At 69.4% G+C, this 16,081-nt stretch carries 16 protein-coding genes and 1 tRNA gene; 16 read left to right on the plus strand and 1 reads right to left on the minus strand.

Annotated features, from left to right (window positions below; genetic code table 11):
• Window positions 1-247: 247 nt before the first annotated feature.
• The gene (locus tag BGO22_RS07320; RefSeq protein WP_070397630.1) at window positions 248-1,498 is read right to left on the minus strand and encodes a nitrate regulatory protein; all 1,251 of its coding nucleotides are present in this window, start codon (window positions 1,496-1,498) and stop codon (window positions 248-250) included.
• Window positions 1,499-1,570: 72 nt separating this feature from the next.
• Here BGO22_RS07320 and tsaD point away from each other — a divergent pair, with 72 nt between their 5' ends.
• From tsaD to BGO22_RS07400, 16 genes are all read left to right on the plus strand, one after another.
• The gene (gene tsaD, locus BGO22_RS07325) at window positions 1,571-2,656 is read left to right on the plus strand and encodes a tRNA (adenosine(37)-N6)-threonylcarbamoyltransferase complex transferase subunit TsaD (protein WP_070397631.1); all 1,086 of its coding nucleotides are present in this window, start codon (window positions 1,571-1,573) and stop codon (window positions 2,654-2,656) included.
• A 126-nt stretch (window positions 2,657-2,782) separates the two neighbouring features.
• The gene (locus BGO22_RS07330; RefSeq protein WP_139146933.1) at window positions 2,783-4,069 is read left to right on the plus strand and encodes a branched-chain amino acid ABC transporter substrate-binding protein; all 1,287 of its coding nucleotides are present in this window, start codon (window positions 2,783-2,785) and stop codon (window positions 4,067-4,069) included.
• A 123-nt stretch (window positions 4,070-4,192) separates the two neighbouring features.
• On the plus strand, window positions 4,193-5,377 hold the full coding sequence (locus tag BGO22_RS07335; RefSeq protein ID WP_070397632.1) for a pyridoxal phosphate-dependent aminotransferase: 1,185 nt from the start codon (window positions 4,193-4,195) through the stop codon (window positions 5,375-5,377).
• Window positions 5,378-5,510: 133 nt separating this feature from the next.
• Entirely contained in the window at window positions 5,511-5,777 is a 267-nt protein-coding gene (rpsO, locus tag BGO22_RS07340; protein WP_070397633.1) for a 30S ribosomal protein S15, read from the plus strand.
• Window positions 5,778-6,021: 244 nt separating this feature from the next.
• Window positions 6,022-8,235: a polyribonucleotide nucleotidyltransferase gene (pnp, locus tag BGO22_RS07345; RefSeq protein ID WP_070397634.1), complete on the plus strand. Its 2,214-nt coding sequence runs from the start codon at window positions 6,022-6,024 to the stop codon at window positions 8,233-8,235.
• Window positions 8,236-8,254: 19 nt separating this feature from the next.
• Window positions 8,255-9,244, plus strand: coding sequence for an NAD(P)H-quinone oxidoreductase (locus BGO22_RS07350; RefSeq protein ID WP_070397635.1), 990 nt, complete (start codon window positions 8,255-8,257; stop codon window positions 9,242-9,244).
• A 4-nt stretch (window positions 9,245-9,248) separates the two neighbouring features.
• Window positions 9,249-9,995 carry a triose-phosphate isomerase gene (gene tpiA, locus BGO22_RS07355; RefSeq protein WP_070397636.1) on the plus strand — a complete coding sequence of 249 codons (747 nt, stop codon included), beginning with the start codon at window positions 9,249-9,251 and terminating at the stop codon, window positions 9,993-9,995.
• Window positions 9,996-10,053: 58 nt separating this feature from the next.
• Entirely contained in the window at window positions 10,054-10,476 is a 423-nt protein-coding gene (gene secG / locus BGO22_RS07360) for a preprotein translocase subunit SecG (protein ID WP_070397637.1), read from the plus strand.
• 154 nt (window positions 10,477-10,630) lie between these two features.
• Window positions 10,631-10,715: transfer RNA gene (locus tag BGO22_RS07365), tRNA-Leu, on the plus strand.
• A gap of 49 nt (window positions 10,716-10,764) precedes the next feature.
• Complete coding sequence (locus tag BGO22_RS07370) at window positions 10,765-11,124, plus strand: NADH-quinone oxidoreductase subunit A (protein WP_070397638.1); 360 nt, start codon at window positions 10,765-10,767, stop codon at window positions 11,122-11,124.
• Between the two features lie 36 nt (window positions 11,125-11,160).
• Complete coding sequence (locus tag BGO22_RS07375; RefSeq protein ID WP_009520160.1) at window positions 11,161-11,640, plus strand: NuoB/complex I 20 kDa subunit family protein; 480 nt, start codon at window positions 11,161-11,163, stop codon at window positions 11,638-11,640.
• A gap of 28 nt (window positions 11,641-11,668) precedes the next feature.
• Complete coding sequence (locus tag BGO22_RS07380; protein WP_070397778.1) at window positions 11,669-12,289, plus strand: NADH-quinone oxidoreductase subunit C; 621 nt, start codon at window positions 11,669-11,671, stop codon at window positions 12,287-12,289.
• Window positions 12,290-12,308: 19 nt separating this feature from the next.
• A complete protein-coding gene (locus tag BGO22_RS07385) occupies window positions 12,309-13,562 on the plus strand; it encodes an NADH-quinone oxidoreductase subunit D (protein ID WP_070397639.1) in 1,254 nt (417 codons plus the stop codon).
• Complete coding sequence (gene nuoE, locus BGO22_RS07390) at window positions 13,559-14,065, plus strand: NADH-quinone oxidoreductase subunit NuoE (RefSeq protein ID WP_070397640.1); 507 nt, start codon at window positions 13,559-13,561, stop codon at window positions 14,063-14,065. The genes BGO22_RS07385 and nuoE overlap by 4 nt, the downstream gene beginning before the upstream one ends.
• On the plus strand, window positions 14,065-15,426 hold the full coding sequence (gene nuoF / locus BGO22_RS07395) for an NADH-quinone oxidoreductase subunit NuoF (RefSeq protein ID WP_070397641.1): 1,362 nt from the start codon (window positions 14,065-14,067) through the stop codon (window positions 15,424-15,426). The genes nuoE and nuoF overlap by 1 nt, the downstream gene beginning before the upstream one ends.
• 25 nt (window positions 15,427-15,451) lie before the next feature.
• On the plus strand, window positions 15,452-16,081 hold a 630-nt coding region (locus BGO22_RS07400; RefSeq protein WP_286849825.1), incomplete at its 3' end, for an NADH-quinone oxidoreductase subunit G.

Genomic DNA, 16,081 nt, shown 5'->3' on the forward strand with positions numbered 1-16,081 from the left:
AGGCCCGCGAAACGCGGGAAGGAAATGGACGCCGTTGTCCGTGTCTGGGAAGACTGTCCAGACCGCGGCCGCCATTGGCCGCGAGCTGTGCGTGCGTATTGAGCAGGGACCGTGCCAGCCCGTTTGGCCCGCGCGGGAGCGCGAATTCGGCCCCAAGGCGCCGCGCCAGTGCGCGGTCTGGTGCGCCTGCCGCCTTTTGTGCACCGCAGCAGTGCGAGTGAATCCCCAAGGCGCCGCGCGGCGGGGGTTACTTGATGACCTCGGCCATGGACAGCAGGGCCTCGGCCACGTCCACGAGGCGCCGGTTCTGGTTCATGGCCATCTGGCGCAGGGTCTTGTGGGCCTCGGCCTCACTCAGCTGGCGGTGCGCCATCAGCAGCCCCTTGGCGCGCTCGATGAGGCGGCGCTCGTTCAGGCTGGCGCGCACGGCCTCCAGCTCGTCGCCCATGGCCTGCAGGCGGCGCGCCTGGTCGTGCACCAGTTCCAGCACCGAGCGGTCCAGCGGCAGGGAGAAGCCCTGGGCGGCGCCTGGCGCGGCGGGGCCGTTCGGATCGGCCGGCGCCAGGTAGAAGACCAGGGGGTCGGCCGCGGCCTGGGCGCTGAGCGCGCCGAAGCTGGCCAGTTCGGCCTGGGCCTGGGCGATCTTCTCGCCGCACAGGGCGCGCAGGTCGGCGGTGAGGCGGTCTTCCACCAGCTTCATGGCGTCCATGCGCGCGCTGCAGACGTCGAACCAGGCCTGGCTGAGTTCCGGCCGCAGCGCGGCCCCATGCGGGGCGGTGTAGAGCACGCGGCGCAGGCGCTCCAGCTCGGCCAGGGGGGCGCTGGTGTGCGGCGCCGTCCACAGCGCGCGCGCGGTGGGTGGGGCGACGCTGTCGAACAGCTCCAGGCAGCGCTCCTGCGATTCGATCAGGTGCAGCAGGCGCTGCTGCCCGGCGCTGTCGGACTGGCCGCGCGCGAACAGGGCGGCGCCGACGGCGCGCTCCTGGCCCGCGAACTCCTTGCCCTGGATGAAGTTGAACAGCGCCACCAGGCGGCGCGAGACCTCGGGGTCGGTGGCGCTGTCGGCGGCCTCGAACACCACGGCAAGCAGAGCGGCAACCAGCCGGGCATAGGCCTCGGTGGCGCGGTCGGTGTCCCAGGCCTGGGCATCGAGCTGGCCCCGCAGCGCGTCCAGGCCGTCCAGGCCCTGCAGCACGTAGGCGATGCGGCTGAACAGTCGCGCGCCGTGGCCGGCCTGGGCGGTGCCGGTGTCCACGCGCTCGAACTGGGCGCGCCACTCGGCCTCCACCTGGCGCGAGGCGCCGATCTGCGCCGCGCGCGCCTCGGCGAAGCGCTGGCCCATGGAGCCCAGGTACAGATTGGTGAGCCCGCGCTCGCGCTGCAGCTGGTGCACCAGGCGCGCGCTCACGTCCACCAGGGTGGCGGTGAAGGCCAGGCGCTGCAGGCCATCGATCTCGCAGCGCTTGGCGGCCAACAGGAAGTCCAGGCCCGTTTTCATCGTTCACCCTTGCGACGGCACATCTCCCCGATGGGGAGCAACAAGCGTGCCGCCCTTAAACTCCCGCCCCTCATGCGAATCCTCGGCATCGAATCCTCTTGCGACGAAACCGGCGTGGCCCTGGTGGACGCCAGCGGGCAGGGCGTGCCGCGCCTGCTGGGCCACGCGCTGCACAGCCAGATCGAGATGCACCAGGCCTATGGCGGCGTGGTGCCCGAGTTGGCCAGCCGCGACCACATCCGCCGCGTGCTGCCGCTGACCGACGCGGTGCTGGCCCAGGCCGGGCTGGCGCTGTCCGACGTCGACGCCATCGCCTGCACGCGCGGCCCCGGCCTGGCCGGCGCGCTGCTGGTGGGCACGGGCGTGGCGCACGCGCTGGGCGTGGCGCTGGGCCGGCCGGTGCATGGCATCCACCACCTGGAAGGGCACCTGCTGTCGCCCTTCCTGAGCGCGGATCCGCCCGACTTCCCGTTCGTGGCCCTGCTGGTCTCGGGCGGGCACACGCAGCTCATGCGGGTGGACGGGGTGGGGCGCTACGCGCTGCTGGGCGAAACCATCGACGACGCGGCCGGCGAGGCCTTCGACAAGTCGGCCAAGCTGCTGGGCCTGGGCTACCCGGGCGGGCCGGCGCTGGCGCGCCTGGCCGAGCGGGGCGACGCCGCCGCCTACAAGTTCCCCCGCCCGCTGCTGCACAGCGGCGACCTGGACTTTTCCTTCGCCGGCCTCAAGACGGCGGTGCTGACCCAGGTGAAGCGCCTGGCGCGCGCCGCGCCCGAGGGCCCGGCCACCAGCCACCTGGCCGACCCACTGAGCGAGCAGGAGAAGGCCGACGTGGCGGCCGGCGCGCAGGCCGCCATCGTGGAGGTGCTGGTGAAGAAGTCGCTGGCGGCGCTGAACGCCACCGGTCTGCGCCGCCTGGTGGTGGCCGGCGGCGTGGGCGCCAACACCCGCTTGCGCGCCGAGCTCGATGGGGCCGCCGCGCGGCGCGGCCTGCGGGTGCACTACCCGGAACTGGCGCTGTGCACGGACAACGGCGCCATGATCGCCCTGGCCGCCGGGCTGCGCGCCCAGGCCGGCCTGCTGGCCATCGACGCCCCGGCCGGGCGCTTCGACGTGGCCCCGCGCTGGCCACTGGCCGAGCTGGCGCCCGCCGCCTGAGCGGGCCTTGGTCGCCTGACCGGCGGCGGCGGGTTCCAATAATTATGAATTAGAGTACCCGTCCTGTCGCGCAGGCGACAAGAGCGGGCCCTTCGCGGGCCCGGCGTTGACACCACGGAGTTCCGAATGACCCTGATTTCCCGCCGCCGGCTGGCCACCCTGGCCGCCGCCGTCCTTGGCCTGAGCGCCATCCCGTCCGGCTGGGCCCAGGCCCCCGCCGCGCGCGGCGAGCCCATCCGCATCGCCATGATCGAAGGCCTCTCGGGCCCCTTCGCCAACACCGGCGAGGCCGTGTTCCGCAACCTGCTGTGGGCCACCGAGCGGGTCAACGCGCGCGGCGGCGTCAGGCTGCCCGGCGGCGCGCGGCCGCTGGCCATCGAGCGCTTCGACAGCAAGAACCAGGCGGAAGAGGCCCTGTCTTCCCTGCGCCTGGCCAACGACCGGGGCATCGCCATCGTCACCCAGGGCAACTCGTCGGCGGCGGCCAGCGCCCTGATCGAGGCCATCAACAAGCACAACGAGCGTTATCCGGCGCGCCGCCAGCTCTTCCTCAACTACTCGGCGGTGGACCCGGCGCTCACCAACGAGAAGTGCAGCTACTGGCACTTCCGCTTCGACGCCCACGCCGACATGCGCCTGGCCGCGCTCATGAGCGTGCTGCGCGAGGACAAGGCGCTGCAGCGCATCTACCTCATCGGCCAGGACTACAGCTTTGGCCAGGGCGTGCTGCGCGAGGCGCGCCGCCAGCTCGGCGCCCAGCGGCCGGACGTGAAGATCGTCGGCGACGAGCTGCACCCCATGGCGCGCATCAAGGACTTCCTGCCCTACGCCACCAAGATCAAAGCCAGCGGCGCGCAGGCCGTGCTCACGGGCAACTGGGGCAACGACCTCACGCTGCTGGTGAAGGCCGCGCGCGAGGTGGGCTTCGAGGGCCGCTTCTACACCTTCTACGGCAACGCCCTGGGCGCGCCGGCGGCGCTCGGCGACGCCGGCATCGGCCAGGTGGTGGCCGTGGCCGACTGGTTCCCCAACGTGCCCACGCCCGAGAGCGAGGCCTTCTACCAGGCCTTTCGCGAGCGCTTTCCCAAGCCCGAGGACGACTACGTGCACATGCGCATGCAGCTCATGGTCGAGGCGCTGGCGCAGGCCATCGAGCGCGCGGGTCGGGTGGAGGCGGGGGCCATCGCCGCCGAACTGGAGAAGGCCGACGTCACCCTGGCCGGCCAGCGCGCGCGCATGCGCGGCGCCGACCACCAGTTCCAGCAGAGCCTGGCCGTGGCCGTGATGGACCGCCAGGGCACGCCTGGTGTGAAGTTCGACGTCGAGGGATCGGGCTACGGTTTTCGCGTGATCCGAAGCCTGAGCCCGCAGCAGGCCGAGATGCCGCACAGCTGTACGATGACCCGTCCTTGAGCTGTACCCCCGCCGCGCCGCGCGCGACCCCTTAAGGAGGCGGTGCCTGCGGCCCGGCAAAGCCGGTTCCGCGGCACCCCTGGACGGCGCTGTCGCTGGCGGGTTTCTTTTTGGAGTGTCTTGATGCGTGACGTGGTGGCGGGCCTGGAGGGTTCGCGCATTCGGGAGGTGGCGAACGAAGGCATCGGCCGCGAGGGCGTGCTCAAGTTCTGGTTCGGCGAGAGCGACGAGGTCACGCCCGAGCCCATCCGGCAGGCCGCGATCGCCTCGCTGCAGGCCGGCGAAACCTTCTACGCGCACAACCTGGGCCTGCCCGAGCTGCGCGAGGCCATCGCCGGCTACACCGAGCGCCTGCACCCCGGCCGCGGCGCGGCCCACTGGTTCGGGCGCATCGCCGTCACCTCGGGCGGCGTCAACGGTCTCATGCTGGCGGCGCAGACCCTGGTCGACGCGGGCGACGAGGTGGCGGTGGTCACGCCGGCCTGGCCCAACCTGGTGGCCCAGCCGCTCATCCTGGGCGCGCGCGTGAAGGCGCTGCCGCTGGTGCCGCGCGGCGGCGCCTGGACGCTGGACCTCGACGCCCTGCGACAGGCCGTCACCCCGGCCACGCGCGTGCTCATCGTCAACGCCCCGGCCAACCCCACCGGTTTCGCGCTCACGGCCGAGCAGCAGCGCCAGATCCTGGCCCACTGCCGCGCCACCGGCACCTGGATCGTGGCCGACGAGGTTTACGAGCGGCTCTATTTCGAGACCGATACCGCCAATGGCGCGGCGCCCAGCTTCCTGGACGTGGCCGATCCCGACGACCGCCTCATCGTCGCCCACAGCTTCTCCAAGAGCTTCCTGATGACCGGCTGGCGCCTGGGCTGGCTGGTGCTGCCGCCCGCGCTGACCGAAGCGGTGGGCAAGCTGATCGAGTTCAACACCTCCTGCGCGCCGGTGTTCGTGCAGCGCGGGGCGGTGGCCGCCATCGCCCACGGCGACGCCGTGACGCCCGCCCTGGTGGCCCACCTGCGCCGCTGCCGCGACACGCTGGTGCCCCTGCTGCAGGCCCTGCCCGGGGTGGAGCTGGCCACGCCGCGCGCCGGCATGTACGCTTTCTTCCGCCTGCCTGGACAGGCCGACTGCCTGGACGTGGCCAAGCGCCTGGTGCGCGAGGCCGGCCTGGGCCTGGCGCCGGGCAGCGCCTTCGCCCCGGAGGCGGCCGGCTGGCTGCGCTGGTGTTTCGCCAGCCGGGACGTGTCGCGGCTGGAGGAGGGCGTGCGGCGCCTGCACGGCTGGCTGGCGGACAACCGGCCCCGCCGCTAGGCCGCCAGCGCGCCGATTCGGCTAGAATGCGCGGTTGCCGTTCCAGCTGGAGCGGCTTCACGCCCGTCGCGGCAGGCCATCCCTTCGGGTGGCCCGCGCTGCAGCGGGACGCAAGTCAACAGGAAAGCTTCACATGATCGATCAGCAAGTCAAGGCCGGCGTCATCGCCGACAACGCCCGTTCCGCCAACGACACCGGCAGCCCCGAGGTCCAGGTCGCCATCCTGACGGCCCGCATCAACGAACTCACCCCGCACTTCAAGACGCACGCCAAGGACCACCATGGCCGCCGCGGCCTGTTGCGCATGGTGAGCCGTCGCCGCAAGCTGCTGGACTACCTCAAGTCCAAGGACGCCGACCGTTACCTGGCCCTGATCCAGAAACTGGGCCTGCGCAAGTAAACCGAGCCGGGTGTGCCCGATCGAAAAGCCTGAGTTGGTTCGCTGGCTCGGGCTTTTTGCGTTTGGCGCCCCCGCTCCATCCCTCCGGAGTTCACACACCGAGCGAAGCTGTGTCATTCCAACGGGGCTGCGGCCAGCGCAGTCCCTCTGGAATGGCATCGTCTGGCGGGTGCGTTCTCCGGGTTCGTGCAAGGCATTGCACGCCACGCAGTCCCGATGAACGGGACGCCAACGGAGATACGCCATGAGCATGTTCAACAAAGTCACCAAGACCTTCCAGTGGGGCCAACACACGGTCACCATGGAAACGGGCGAGATCGCCCGCCAGGCCAGCGGCGCCGTGCTGCTCGACATGGACGGCACCGTCGTGCTGGCCACCGTGGTCGCCAAGAGCGAGGCCAAGGCCGGCCAGGACTTCTTCCCCCTGACCGTCGACTACATCGAGAAGACCTACGCCGCCGGCAAGATCCCCGGCAGCTTCTTCAAGCGCGAAGGCCGCCCGAGCGAGCTGGAAACGCTGACCAGCCGCCTGATCGACCGCCCGATCCGCCCGCTGTTCCCCGAGGGCTTCTTCAACGAAGTGCAGGTGGTCATCCACACGCTGTCGCTCAACCCCGAGGTGGACGCCGACATCGCCGCGATGATCGCGACCTCGGCCGCGCTGTCGGTTTCGGGCATCCCGTTCAACGGCCCCATCGGCGCCGCGCGCGTGGGCTATGTCAACGGCGCCTACGTGCTCAACCCGGGCCAGACCGAGCGCCAGAACTCGCAGATGGACCTGGTGGTCGCCGGTACGCAGGCCGCGGTGCTGATGGTCGAGTCCGAGGCCCTGCAGCTGTCCGAAGAAATCATGCTGGGCGGCGTGGTGTTCGGCCATGAGCAGGCCAACATCGCCATCGACGCCATCAACGAACTGGTGCGCGAGGCCGGCAAGCCCGAGTGGCAGTGGCAGGCCCCGGCGCGCGACGAGGCGTTGATCGCCCAGGTGAACGAACTCGGCGGCGACAAGCTGCGCGCGGCCTACCAGATCCGCAACAAGCAGGCCCGCACCCAGGCCTGCCGCGAGGCCTACGCCGCCGTCATGAGCGGCCTGAAGGCCGCCGGCGTCGAATTCGACAGCGTCAAGGTCGAGGGCCTGCTGTTCGACATCGAGGCCGGCATCGTGCGCGGCCAGATCCTGGCCGGCGAGCCCCGCATCGACGGCCGCGACACCCGCACCGTGCGCCCCATCGAGATCCGCAATGGTGTGCTGCCGCGCACCCACGGCTCGGCGCTGTTCACGCGCGGCGAGACGCAGGCCCTGGTGGTCGCCACCCTGGGCACCGACCGCGACGCCCAGAAGATCGACGCGCTGGCTGGCGAGTTCGAAGACCGCTTCATGCTGCACTACAACATGCCGCCCTTCGCCACCGGCGAAACCGGCCGCGTGGGCAGCCCCAAGCGCCGCGAGATCGGCCACGGCCGCCTGGCCAAGCGCGCCCTGGTGGCCTGCCTGCCCACCAAGGAAGACTTCCCCTACACCATCCGCGTGGTGTCCGAGATCACCGAGTCCAACGGCTCGTCTTCCATGGCCTCGGTGTGCGGCGGCTGCCTGGCGCTGATGGACGCCGGCGTGCCCATGAAGGCGCACGTGGCCGGCATCGCCATGGGCCTGATCAAGGACGGCAACCGCTTCGCCGTGCTGACCGACATCCTGGGCGACGAGGACCACCTCGGCGACATGGACTTCAAGGTGGCCGGCACAACCAACGGCATCACCGCCCTGCAGATGGACATCAAGATCCAGGGCATCACCAAGGAAATCATGCAGGTCGCGCTGGCCCAGGCCAAAGAGGCGCGCATGCACATCCTGGGCAAGATGCAGGCCGCCATGGGCGAGGCCAAGACCGAGATCAGCGATTTCGCGCCGCGCCTCTACACCATGAAGATCAACCCCGAGAAGATCCGAGACGTGATCGGCAAGGGCGGCGCCACCATCCGCGCACTGACCGAAGAGACCGGCACGCAGATCGACATCGGCGAAGACGGCACCATCACCATCGCCTCCACCGACGGCGCGCGCGCCGAGGAAGCCAAGCGCCGCATTGCCGAGATCACGGCCGAGGTGGAAGTGGGCAAGGTCTACGAAGGCCCGGTCACCAAGATCCTGGACTTCGGCGCCCTGGTCAACCTGCTGCCCGGCAAGGACGGCCTGCTGCACATCAGCCAGATCGCCCACGAACGCGTGGAGAAGGTCAGCGACTACCTGCAGGAAGGCCAGATCGTCAAGGTCAAGGTGCTGGAGACCGACGAGAAGGGCCGCGTCAAGCTGTCGATGAAGGCGCTGCTGGAGCGCAGCGGCGGTGGCGATCGCGAGCCGCGCGAGCACCGTGAGCCACGCGAACCGCGTGAGCACCGCGACCAGCGCCCCGCGGCGTCGGCCGACGAGGCCGCGCAGCAACAGCAACAGCAGCAGTAACCCGCGCGCGATGTCGAGCATGCAAGCGGTCGAGATCAACGGCTTTGGCGCGCCCGAGGTGCTGCGCCTGGCCGAGCGCCCGCGCCCCGTCGCGGGCGCCGGCGAGTTGCTGATCCGCGTCGCGGCCTCGGGCGTGAACCGCCCCGACGTGCTGCAGCGCACCGGCAACTACCCGGTGCCGCCCGGCGCGTCCGACATCCCCGGACTGGAGGTGGCCGGCACCATCGAGTCGGGTGACGCCGCGGCGCTGGCCGAGGCCGGCCTCCAGCTCGGCGACCGGGTCTGTGCGCTGGTGGCCGGCGGCGGCTACGCCGAGTGGTGCGTGGCGCCGGTCGGCCAGTGCCTGCCGGTGCCGCGTGGCCTGGACGAGGTCGCCGCCGCTTCGCTGCCCGAAACCTTCTTCACCGTCTGGAGCAACGTCTTCGACCGCGGCCGTCTGCAGTCCGGTGAAACCCTGCTGGTGCAGGGCGGCACCAGCGGCATCGGCGTCACCGCCATCCAGATGGCCAAGGCGCGCGGCGCGACCGTGATCGCCACCTCCGGCAGCGATCAGAAGTGCGCGGCCTGCAAGGCGCTCGGCGCCGACCACGCCATCAACTACCGCGCGCAGGACTTCGTCGCCGCGGTGGCCGACGTCACCGGCGGCCGCGGCGTCGATGTGATCCTCGACATGGTCGCGGGCGGCTACGTCGCGCGCGAGATCGATTGCCTGGCCGAGGACGGCCGCCTGGTCATCATCGCGGTGCAGGGCGGCGTCAAGGCCGAGTTCAACGCTGGCCTGGTGCTGCGCCGCCGCCTCACCGTCACGGGCTCCACGCTGCGCCCGCGCCCGGTGGCCTTCAAGGCCGCCATCGCGCGCTCGCTCAGGGAACACGTCTGGCCGCTGCTCGAATCGGGCGCGATCAAGCCTGTCATCCACCAGGTGTTCGCCCCCGCTCAGGCGGCCGAGGCGCACACCCTCATGGAATCGAACCGCCACGTCGGCAAACTCGTGCTGAAGTGGGCCTGATGTCATGACGAAGAAAAAGCTCATCGCCGGCAACTGGAAAATGAACGGCGGCCTGGCCGCCAACGAGGCGCTGCTGCGCGCGCTGCTGGCCGGTCTCGGCCAGCCCTCGGCCGACGTGGCCGTCTGCGCGCCCGCGCCCTATCTCGCGCAGCTGCAGGGCCTGCTGGCCGGCGGCCCGATCGGCTGGGGCGCGCAGGACCTGTCCGCGCACGAGCAGGGCGCCTACACCGGCGAGGTGTCGGCCGCCATGCTCAAGGACTTCGGCTGCCGCTACGCCATCGTGGGCCATTCCGAGCGCCGGCAGTACCACGGCGAGACCGACGCCACCGTCGCCGCCAAGGCGCAGCGCGCGCTGGCCGCGGGCCTCACGCCCATCGTGTGCGTGGGCGAGACCCTGGTGGAGCGCGAGGCCGAGCAGACCGAGGCCGTGGTCAAGCGCCAGCTGGCCGCTGTGATCCACGCCGTGGCGCACTGCACCAGCGAAATCGTGGTGGCCTACGAGCCCGTGTGGGCCATCGGCACAGGCCAGACGGCCACGCCTGAGCAGGCCCAGCAGGTGCACGCCGTGCTGCGCGCCCAGCTCGCCGCGGCGACGGGCCAAGCGGAGCGTGTGCGCATCCTCTACGGCGGCAGCATGAACGCCGCCAACGCCGCCAGCCTGCTGGCCCAGGCCGACATCGATGGCGGGCTGATCGGCGGGGCCTCGCTCAAGGCACCCGATTTTTTGCAGATCATTGCCGCCGCCCACTGAACACAGCATCGAACCGATGGCGCCGCGAAGGCGCCGATCGACCCTTACGGAGAACCTGATGAACGTCCTGTTGACCCTCCTGCTCGTGGTGCAGATCCTCGCTGCGCTCGGCATGATCGGCCTGATCCTCATGCAGCACGGCAAAGGCGCCGACGCGGGCGCCGCCTTCGGCGGCGGCGGCGCGGGCTCGGCCAGCCTGTTCGGCGCCTCGGGCGGCGCGAACTTCCTGTCGCGCACCACGGCCGTGCTGGCGGGCGTGTTCCTGGCCTGCACGCTCGGCCTGGCCTATTTCGGCAACCTGCGCGCCGCGCCGGCAAGCTCGGGCAGCGTGCTCGAAAACGCGCCCGCCGCGCCCGCGAGCCCGGTGCAGCAGATCCCGGGTGGCGCCTCTGCGCCCACCGCGCCTGCAGCCCCGGGCAATGCCCCGGCGCCCGCCACCGCACCCGCGCCCACGGGCGCGGGCCAGATTCCCGCGCAGTGATGCGAAACCCCGCCGACCGCGGGGCCTGACGCCTCGGGGACGCCCATGAAAAAAGGATGGGCCGCTCCCCAGATTGGGGAGGCGATTCAGGGTAAACTCTATGAGTTGTCCGCAGTGCTCAGTGTCCCTCATGAGCACGACAACGCAGACCCAAGCCGACGTGGTGAAATTGGTAGACACGCTATCTTGAGGGGGTAGTGGCGAAAGCTGTGCGAGTTCGAGTCTCGCCGTCGGCACCAGATCGTTGAAGGCAGGGCCAGCAGGCCCTGTCCACGGAACCGCCCCACCATGAGCCTTGACCAGTACCTGCCCGTGCTTCTGTTCATCGTCGTGGGCATCGCGGTCGGGATCATTCCCCAGGTCCTCGGCTTCATCCTCGGCCCGAACCTGCCGGACGCCGAGAAGAACTCCCCTTACGAATGCGGCTTCGAGGCCTTCGAAGACGCGCGGATGAAGTTCGATGTGCGCTACTACCTGGTGGCCATCCTCTTCATCTTGTTCGACCTCGAAATCGCGTTCCTCATCCCCTGGGCCGTGGCCTTCTCCGACATCGGCATGACGGGCTTCGTCGCCGGCGTGGTGTTCCTGGCCATCCTCACGGTGGGTTTCGCCTACGAATGGAAAAAGGGCGCCCTGGACTGGGAGTGAGTTCACCCCCGCTGCGCGGGCGCTTCGGAGCAGCACATGATTGAAGGTGTCTTCAAGGAAGGCTTCGTCACCACCAGCTACGACGCGGTGGTGAACTGGGCCAAAACCGGTTCGCTGTGGCCCATGACCTTTGGTCTGGCCTGCTGCGCGGTGGAGATGATGCATGCGGCCGCCGCGCGCTACGACATCGGGCGCTTCGGCTCCGAGGTCTTTCGCGCCAGCCCGCGCCAGTCCGACCTCATGATCGTGGCCGGCACGCTGTGCAACAAGATGGCGCCGGCGCTTCGCAAGGTCTACGACCAGATGGCCGAGCCGCGCTGGGTGCTGTCCATGGGCTCCTGCGCCAACGGCGGCGGCTACTACCACTACAGCTACTCGGTCGTGCGCGGCTGCGACCGCATCGTGCCGGTCGACGTCTACGTGCCCGGCTGCCCGCCCACCGCCGAGGCGCTGCTGTACGGAATCATCCAGCTGCAGCAGAAGATCCGGCGCACGCAGACCATTGCCCGCGCCTGAGTCACAGAACACCACCGAGCCCCACGACATGAGCGACGCATCCAACCACCACCTGGTCGCGCCCGAGACCCTGCAGGCCAGCCTCCAGGAACTGCTCGCTGGCCGCGCGCGCGCGGTCGACCTGGAACGCGGCGAGGTCACGGTCACGGTCGACGCCACCGCCTACCTCGAGGTCATGCAGACCTTGCGCGACGCGCCCCAGGCCCGCTTCGAGCAGCTCATCGACCTCTGCGGCATGGACTACTCCACCTACGGCGACGGCCGCTGGGAAGGTCCGCGCTTCGCGGCCGTCTCTCACCTGCTGTCGGTAAGCCTGAACCAGCGCGTGCGCGTACGCGCGTTCTGCGCCGACGATGACTTCCCCGTGCTGCCCTCGGTCAACGGCCTGTGGAACAGCGCCAACTGGTACGAGCGCGAGGCCTTCGACCTCTACGGCATCGTCTTCGATGGCCACGACGACCTGCGCCGCATCCTCACCGACTACGGCTTCATCGGCCACCCGTTCCGCAAGGACTTCCCGCTCTCGGGCCACGTCGAGATGCGCTACGACGCCGAGCGCCAGCGCGTCATCTATGAGCCGGTGACCATCGAACCCCGCGAAATCACGCCGCGCGTGATCCGCGAGGACAACTACGGCGGCCTGCACTGAAGGCGCAGGACGAACCGACATGGCAGAGATCAAGAACTACACCCTGAACTTCGGCCCGCAGCACCCGGCCGCGCACGGCGTGCTGCGCCTGGTGCTGGAGCTCGACGGCGAGGTCGTGCAGCGCGCCGACCCGCACATCGGGCTGCTGCACCGTGCGACCGAGAAGCTGGCCGAACACAAGACCTTCATCCAGTCGCTGCCCTACATGGACCGTCTCGACTACGTGTCCATGATGTGCAACGAGCACGCTTACTGCCTGGCCATCGAGAAGCTGCTGGGCATCGAGGTGCCGATCCGCGCGCAATACATCCGCGTGATGTTCAGCGAGATCACCCGCCTGCTCAATCACCTGATGTGGCTGGGCTCGCACGGCAACGACTGCGGCAGTTCCACCATCCTCATCTACGCCTTCCGCGAGCGCGAGGACCTGTTCGACATGTACGAGGCGGTGTCGGGCGCGCGCATGCACGCGGCCTACTTCCGTCCCGGCGGCGTCTACCGCGACCTGCCCGACAGCATGCCGCAGTACCAGGCGAGCAAGGTGCGCAACCAGCGCGGCGTGGACGAGCTGAACAAGAACCGCCAAGGCTCGCTGCTCGACTTCATCGACGACTTCACCCGGCGCTTCCCGGTCTACCTCGACGAGTACCACACGCTGCTCACCGACAACCGCATCTGGAAGCAGCGCACCGTGGGCATTGGCGTGGTGCCGCCCGAGCGCGCGCTCAACCTGGGCATGACCGGCCCCATGCTGCGCGGCTCTGGCATCGCCTGGGACCTGCGCAAGAAGCAGCCCTACGAGGTGTACGACCGCCTGGACTTCGACATCCCGGTCGGCAAGACCGGCGACACCTATGACCGCTACCTCGTCCGCATGGAGGAGATGAAGCAGTCCAACCGCATCATCCAGCAGTGCGTGGCCTGGCTGCGCGCCAACCCGGGCCCGGTGATCACCGACAACCACAAGGTGGCGCCGCCCGCGCGCGAGGCCATGAAGGCCAACATGGAAGAGCTGATCCACCACTTCAAGCTCTTCACCGAAGGTTTCCACGTGCCCGAGGGCGAGGCCTACGCCGCCGTCGAGCACCCCAAGGGCGAGTTCGGCATCTACCTCGTGAGCGACGGCGCCAACAAACCCTACCGGCTGAAGATCCGCGCGCCCGGTTTCGCGCACCTCGCCACGCTCGACGAGATGGCGCGTGGCCACATGCTGGCCGACGCGGTCGCCATCATCGGCACCATGGACATCGTTTTCGGGGAGATCGACCGATGAGCACCCCCGTGCAATTCTCCGCCGCGACCATCGCGCGCTTCGACCGCGAGGTCGCCAAGTACCCGGCCGAGCAGCGCATTTCGGCCGTCATGGCCTGCCTGTCCATCATCCAGCAGGAGCAGGGCTGGGTCAGCACCGAGGCAGAGGCCGCGTTGGCCGCTTACATCGGCGTCGAGCCGATCGCGGTGCACGAGGTCACGACCTTCTACAACATGTACAACCAGCGGCCGGTGGGCAAGTTCAAGCTCAACGTCTGCACCAACCTGCCGTGCCAGCTGCGCGATGGCCAGAAGGCGCTGCACCACCTCGAGAAGAAGCTGGGCATCGAAATGGGCGAGACCACGCCCGACGGCCTGTTCACGCTGCAGCAGAGCGAGTGCCTGGGCGCCTGCGCCGACGCACCCGTGATGCTGGTGAACGACCGCCACATGTGCAGCTTCATGAGCCACGACAAGCTCGACCAGCTCGTCGATGGCCTGCGCGCCGCGGAGGGCCAGCCCTGATGAACGCCCAACAGATCATCGGTCAGTTCGCCGCCACCGGCGTGCAGACCTGCTTCCATGGCCGCCACATCAGCCCGCAGATCTACGCGGACCTGGACGGCAAGAACTGGTCCCTCAAGGACTACGAGGCGCGCGGCGGCTACCAGGCCCTGCGCAAGATCCTGGGCAAGGACGGCGGCGAAGGCCTCACGCCCGACCAGGTGATCGCCACCGTCAAGGAATCGGCCCTGCGCGGCCGCGGGGGCGCCGGTTTCCCCAGCGGCCTCAAGTGGAGCTTCATGCCGCGCCAGTTCCCGGGGCAGAAGTACCTGGTCTGTAACTCCGACGAAGGCGAGCCGGGCACCTGCAAGGACCGCGACATCCTCATGTACAACCCGCACATCGTCATCGAAGGCATGGCGATCGCGGCGTACGCCATGGGCATCAGCGTGGGCTACAACTACATCCACGGCGAGATCTTCGAGGTGTACGAGCGCTTCGAGGCCGCGCTGGAAGAGGCGAGGGCGGCCGGCCTGCTGGGCGACAACATCCTCGGCTCGGACTTCAGCTTCCAGCTGCACGGCCACCACGGCTTCGGCGCCTACATCTGCGGCGAGGAAACCGCGCTGCTCGAATCGCTGGAAGGCAAGAAGGGCCAGCCGCGCTTCAAGCCGCCGTTCCCGGCCAGCTTCGGCCTCTACGGCAAGCCCACCACCATCAACAACACCGAGACCTTCGCCGCGGTGCCCTGGATCATCCGCAACGGTGGCCAGGCCTATCTGGAAATCGGCAAACCCAACAACGGCGGCACCAAGATCTTCTCGGTCAGCGGCGACGTCGAGATGCCCGGCAACTTCGAGATCCCGCTGGGCACGCCCTTCAGCAAGCTGCTCGAACTCGCCGGCGGCGTGCGCAAGGGCCGCACGCTCAAGGCCGTGATCCCCGGCGGCTCCTCGGCCCCGGTGCTGCCGGCGCACATCATGATGGAGTGCACGATGGACTACGACTCCATCGCCAAGGCCGGCTCCATGCTGGGCTCGGGCGCCGTCATCGTGATGGACGACTCGCGCGACATGGTCGAGTCGCTCAAGCGCCTGTCGTACTTCTACATGCACGAGAGCTGCGGCCAGTGCACGCCCTGCCGCGAAGGCACCGGCTGGCTCTGGCGCATGGTCGACCGCATTGACCGCGGCCTGGGCCGGCCCGAGGACATGGCCCTGCTCGACAACGTGGCCGAGAACATCATGGGCCGCACCATCTGCGCGCTCGGCGACGCGGCGGCCATGCCGGTGCGCGCCATGATCAAGCACTTCCGCCACGAGTTCGAGGCCAAGATCAACGCCGCGCAGGCCGAAACGGGCAACAAGGCGGCCACGGCCTGAGAGCACGAGGAACACGGACATCCCCATGGTTGAAATCGAACTCGACGGCAAGAAGGTCGAAGTGCCTCCGGGCAGCATGGTCATGCATGCGGCCGAGAAGGCGGGCACCTACATCCCCCACTTCTGCTACCACAAGAAGCTGTCCATTGCGGCCAACTGCCGCATGTGCCTGGTCGACGTGGAGAAAGCGCCCAAGGCCATGCCGGCCTGCGCCACGCCCGTCACGCAGGGCATGATCGTGCGCACCCAGAGCGACAAGGCCGTCAAGGCCCAGAAGTCGGTGATGGAGTTCCTGCTCATCAACCACCCGCTCGACTGCCCCATCTGCGACCAGGGCGGCGAATGCCAGCTGCAGGACCTGGCCGTGGGCTACGGCGGCTCCGGCTCGCGCTACCAGGAAGAAAAGCGCGTGGTCTTCCACAAGAACGTGGGGCCGCTGATCTCCATGGAGGAGATGAGCCGCTGCATCCACTGCACGCGCTGCGTGCGCTTCGGCCAGGAGATCGCGGGCGTCATGGAGCTCGGCATGAGCCACCGCGGCGAGCACGCCGAGATCGAGACCTTTGTGGGCCAGTCGGTCGACTCCGAGCTCTCGGGCAACATGATCGACATCTGCCCCGTGGGCGCGCTCACCAGCAAGCCCTTCCGCTACAGC

Source organism: Hydrogenophaga sp. 70-12 (assembly GCF_001897365.1).
GTDB lineage: Bacteria > Pseudomonadota > Gammaproteobacteria > Burkholderiales > Burkholderiaceae_C > Hydrogenophaga > Hydrogenophaga borbori.

Coding starts and splice junctions, on each gene's coding strand:
- BGO22_RS07320 (WP_070397630.1), bottom strand. CDS start 1,498: ATGAAAACGGGCCTGGACTTCCTGTTGGCCGCCAAGCGCTGCGAGATC.
- tsaD (WP_070397631.1), top strand. CDS start 1,571: ATGCGAATCCTCGGCATCGAATCCTCTTGCGACGAAACCGGCGTGGCC.
- BGO22_RS07330 (WP_139146933.1), top strand. CDS start 2,783: ATGACCCTGATTTCCCGCCGCCGGCTGGCCACCCTGGCCGCCGCCGTC.
- BGO22_RS07335 (WP_070397632.1), top strand. CDS start 4,193: ATGCGTGACGTGGTGGCGGGCCTGGAGGGTTCGCGCATTCGGGAGGTG.
- rpsO (WP_070397633.1), top strand. CDS start 5,511: ATGATCGATCAGCAAGTCAAGGCCGGCGTCATCGCCGACAACGCCCGT.
- pnp (WP_070397634.1), top strand. CDS start 6,022: ATGAGCATGTTCAACAAAGTCACCAAGACCTTCCAGTGGGGCCAACAC.
- BGO22_RS07350 (WP_070397635.1), top strand. CDS start 8,255: ATGCAAGCGGTCGAGATCAACGGCTTTGGCGCGCCCGAGGTGCTGCGC.
- tpiA (WP_070397636.1), top strand. CDS start 9,249: ATGACGAAGAAAAAGCTCATCGCCGGCAACTGGAAAATGAACGGCGGC.
- secG (WP_070397637.1), top strand. CDS start 10,054: ATGAACGTCCTGTTGACCCTCCTGCTCGTGGTGCAGATCCTCGCTGCG.
- BGO22_RS07370 (WP_070397638.1), top strand. CDS start 10,765: ATGAGCCTTGACCAGTACCTGCCCGTGCTTCTGTTCATCGTCGTGGGC.
- BGO22_RS07375 (WP_009520160.1), top strand. CDS start 11,161: ATGATTGAAGGTGTCTTCAAGGAAGGCTTCGTCACCACCAGCTACGAC.
- BGO22_RS07380 (WP_070397778.1), top strand. CDS start 11,669: ATGAGCGACGCATCCAACCACCACCTGGTCGCGCCCGAGACCCTGCAG.
- BGO22_RS07385 (WP_070397639.1), top strand. CDS start 12,309: ATGGCAGAGATCAAGAACTACACCCTGAACTTCGGCCCGCAGCACCCG.
- nuoE (WP_070397640.1), top strand. CDS start 13,559: ATGAGCACCCCCGTGCAATTCTCCGCCGCGACCATCGCGCGCTTCGAC.
- nuoF (WP_070397641.1), top strand. CDS start 14,065: ATGAACGCCCAACAGATCATCGGTCAGTTCGCCGCCACCGGCGTGCAG.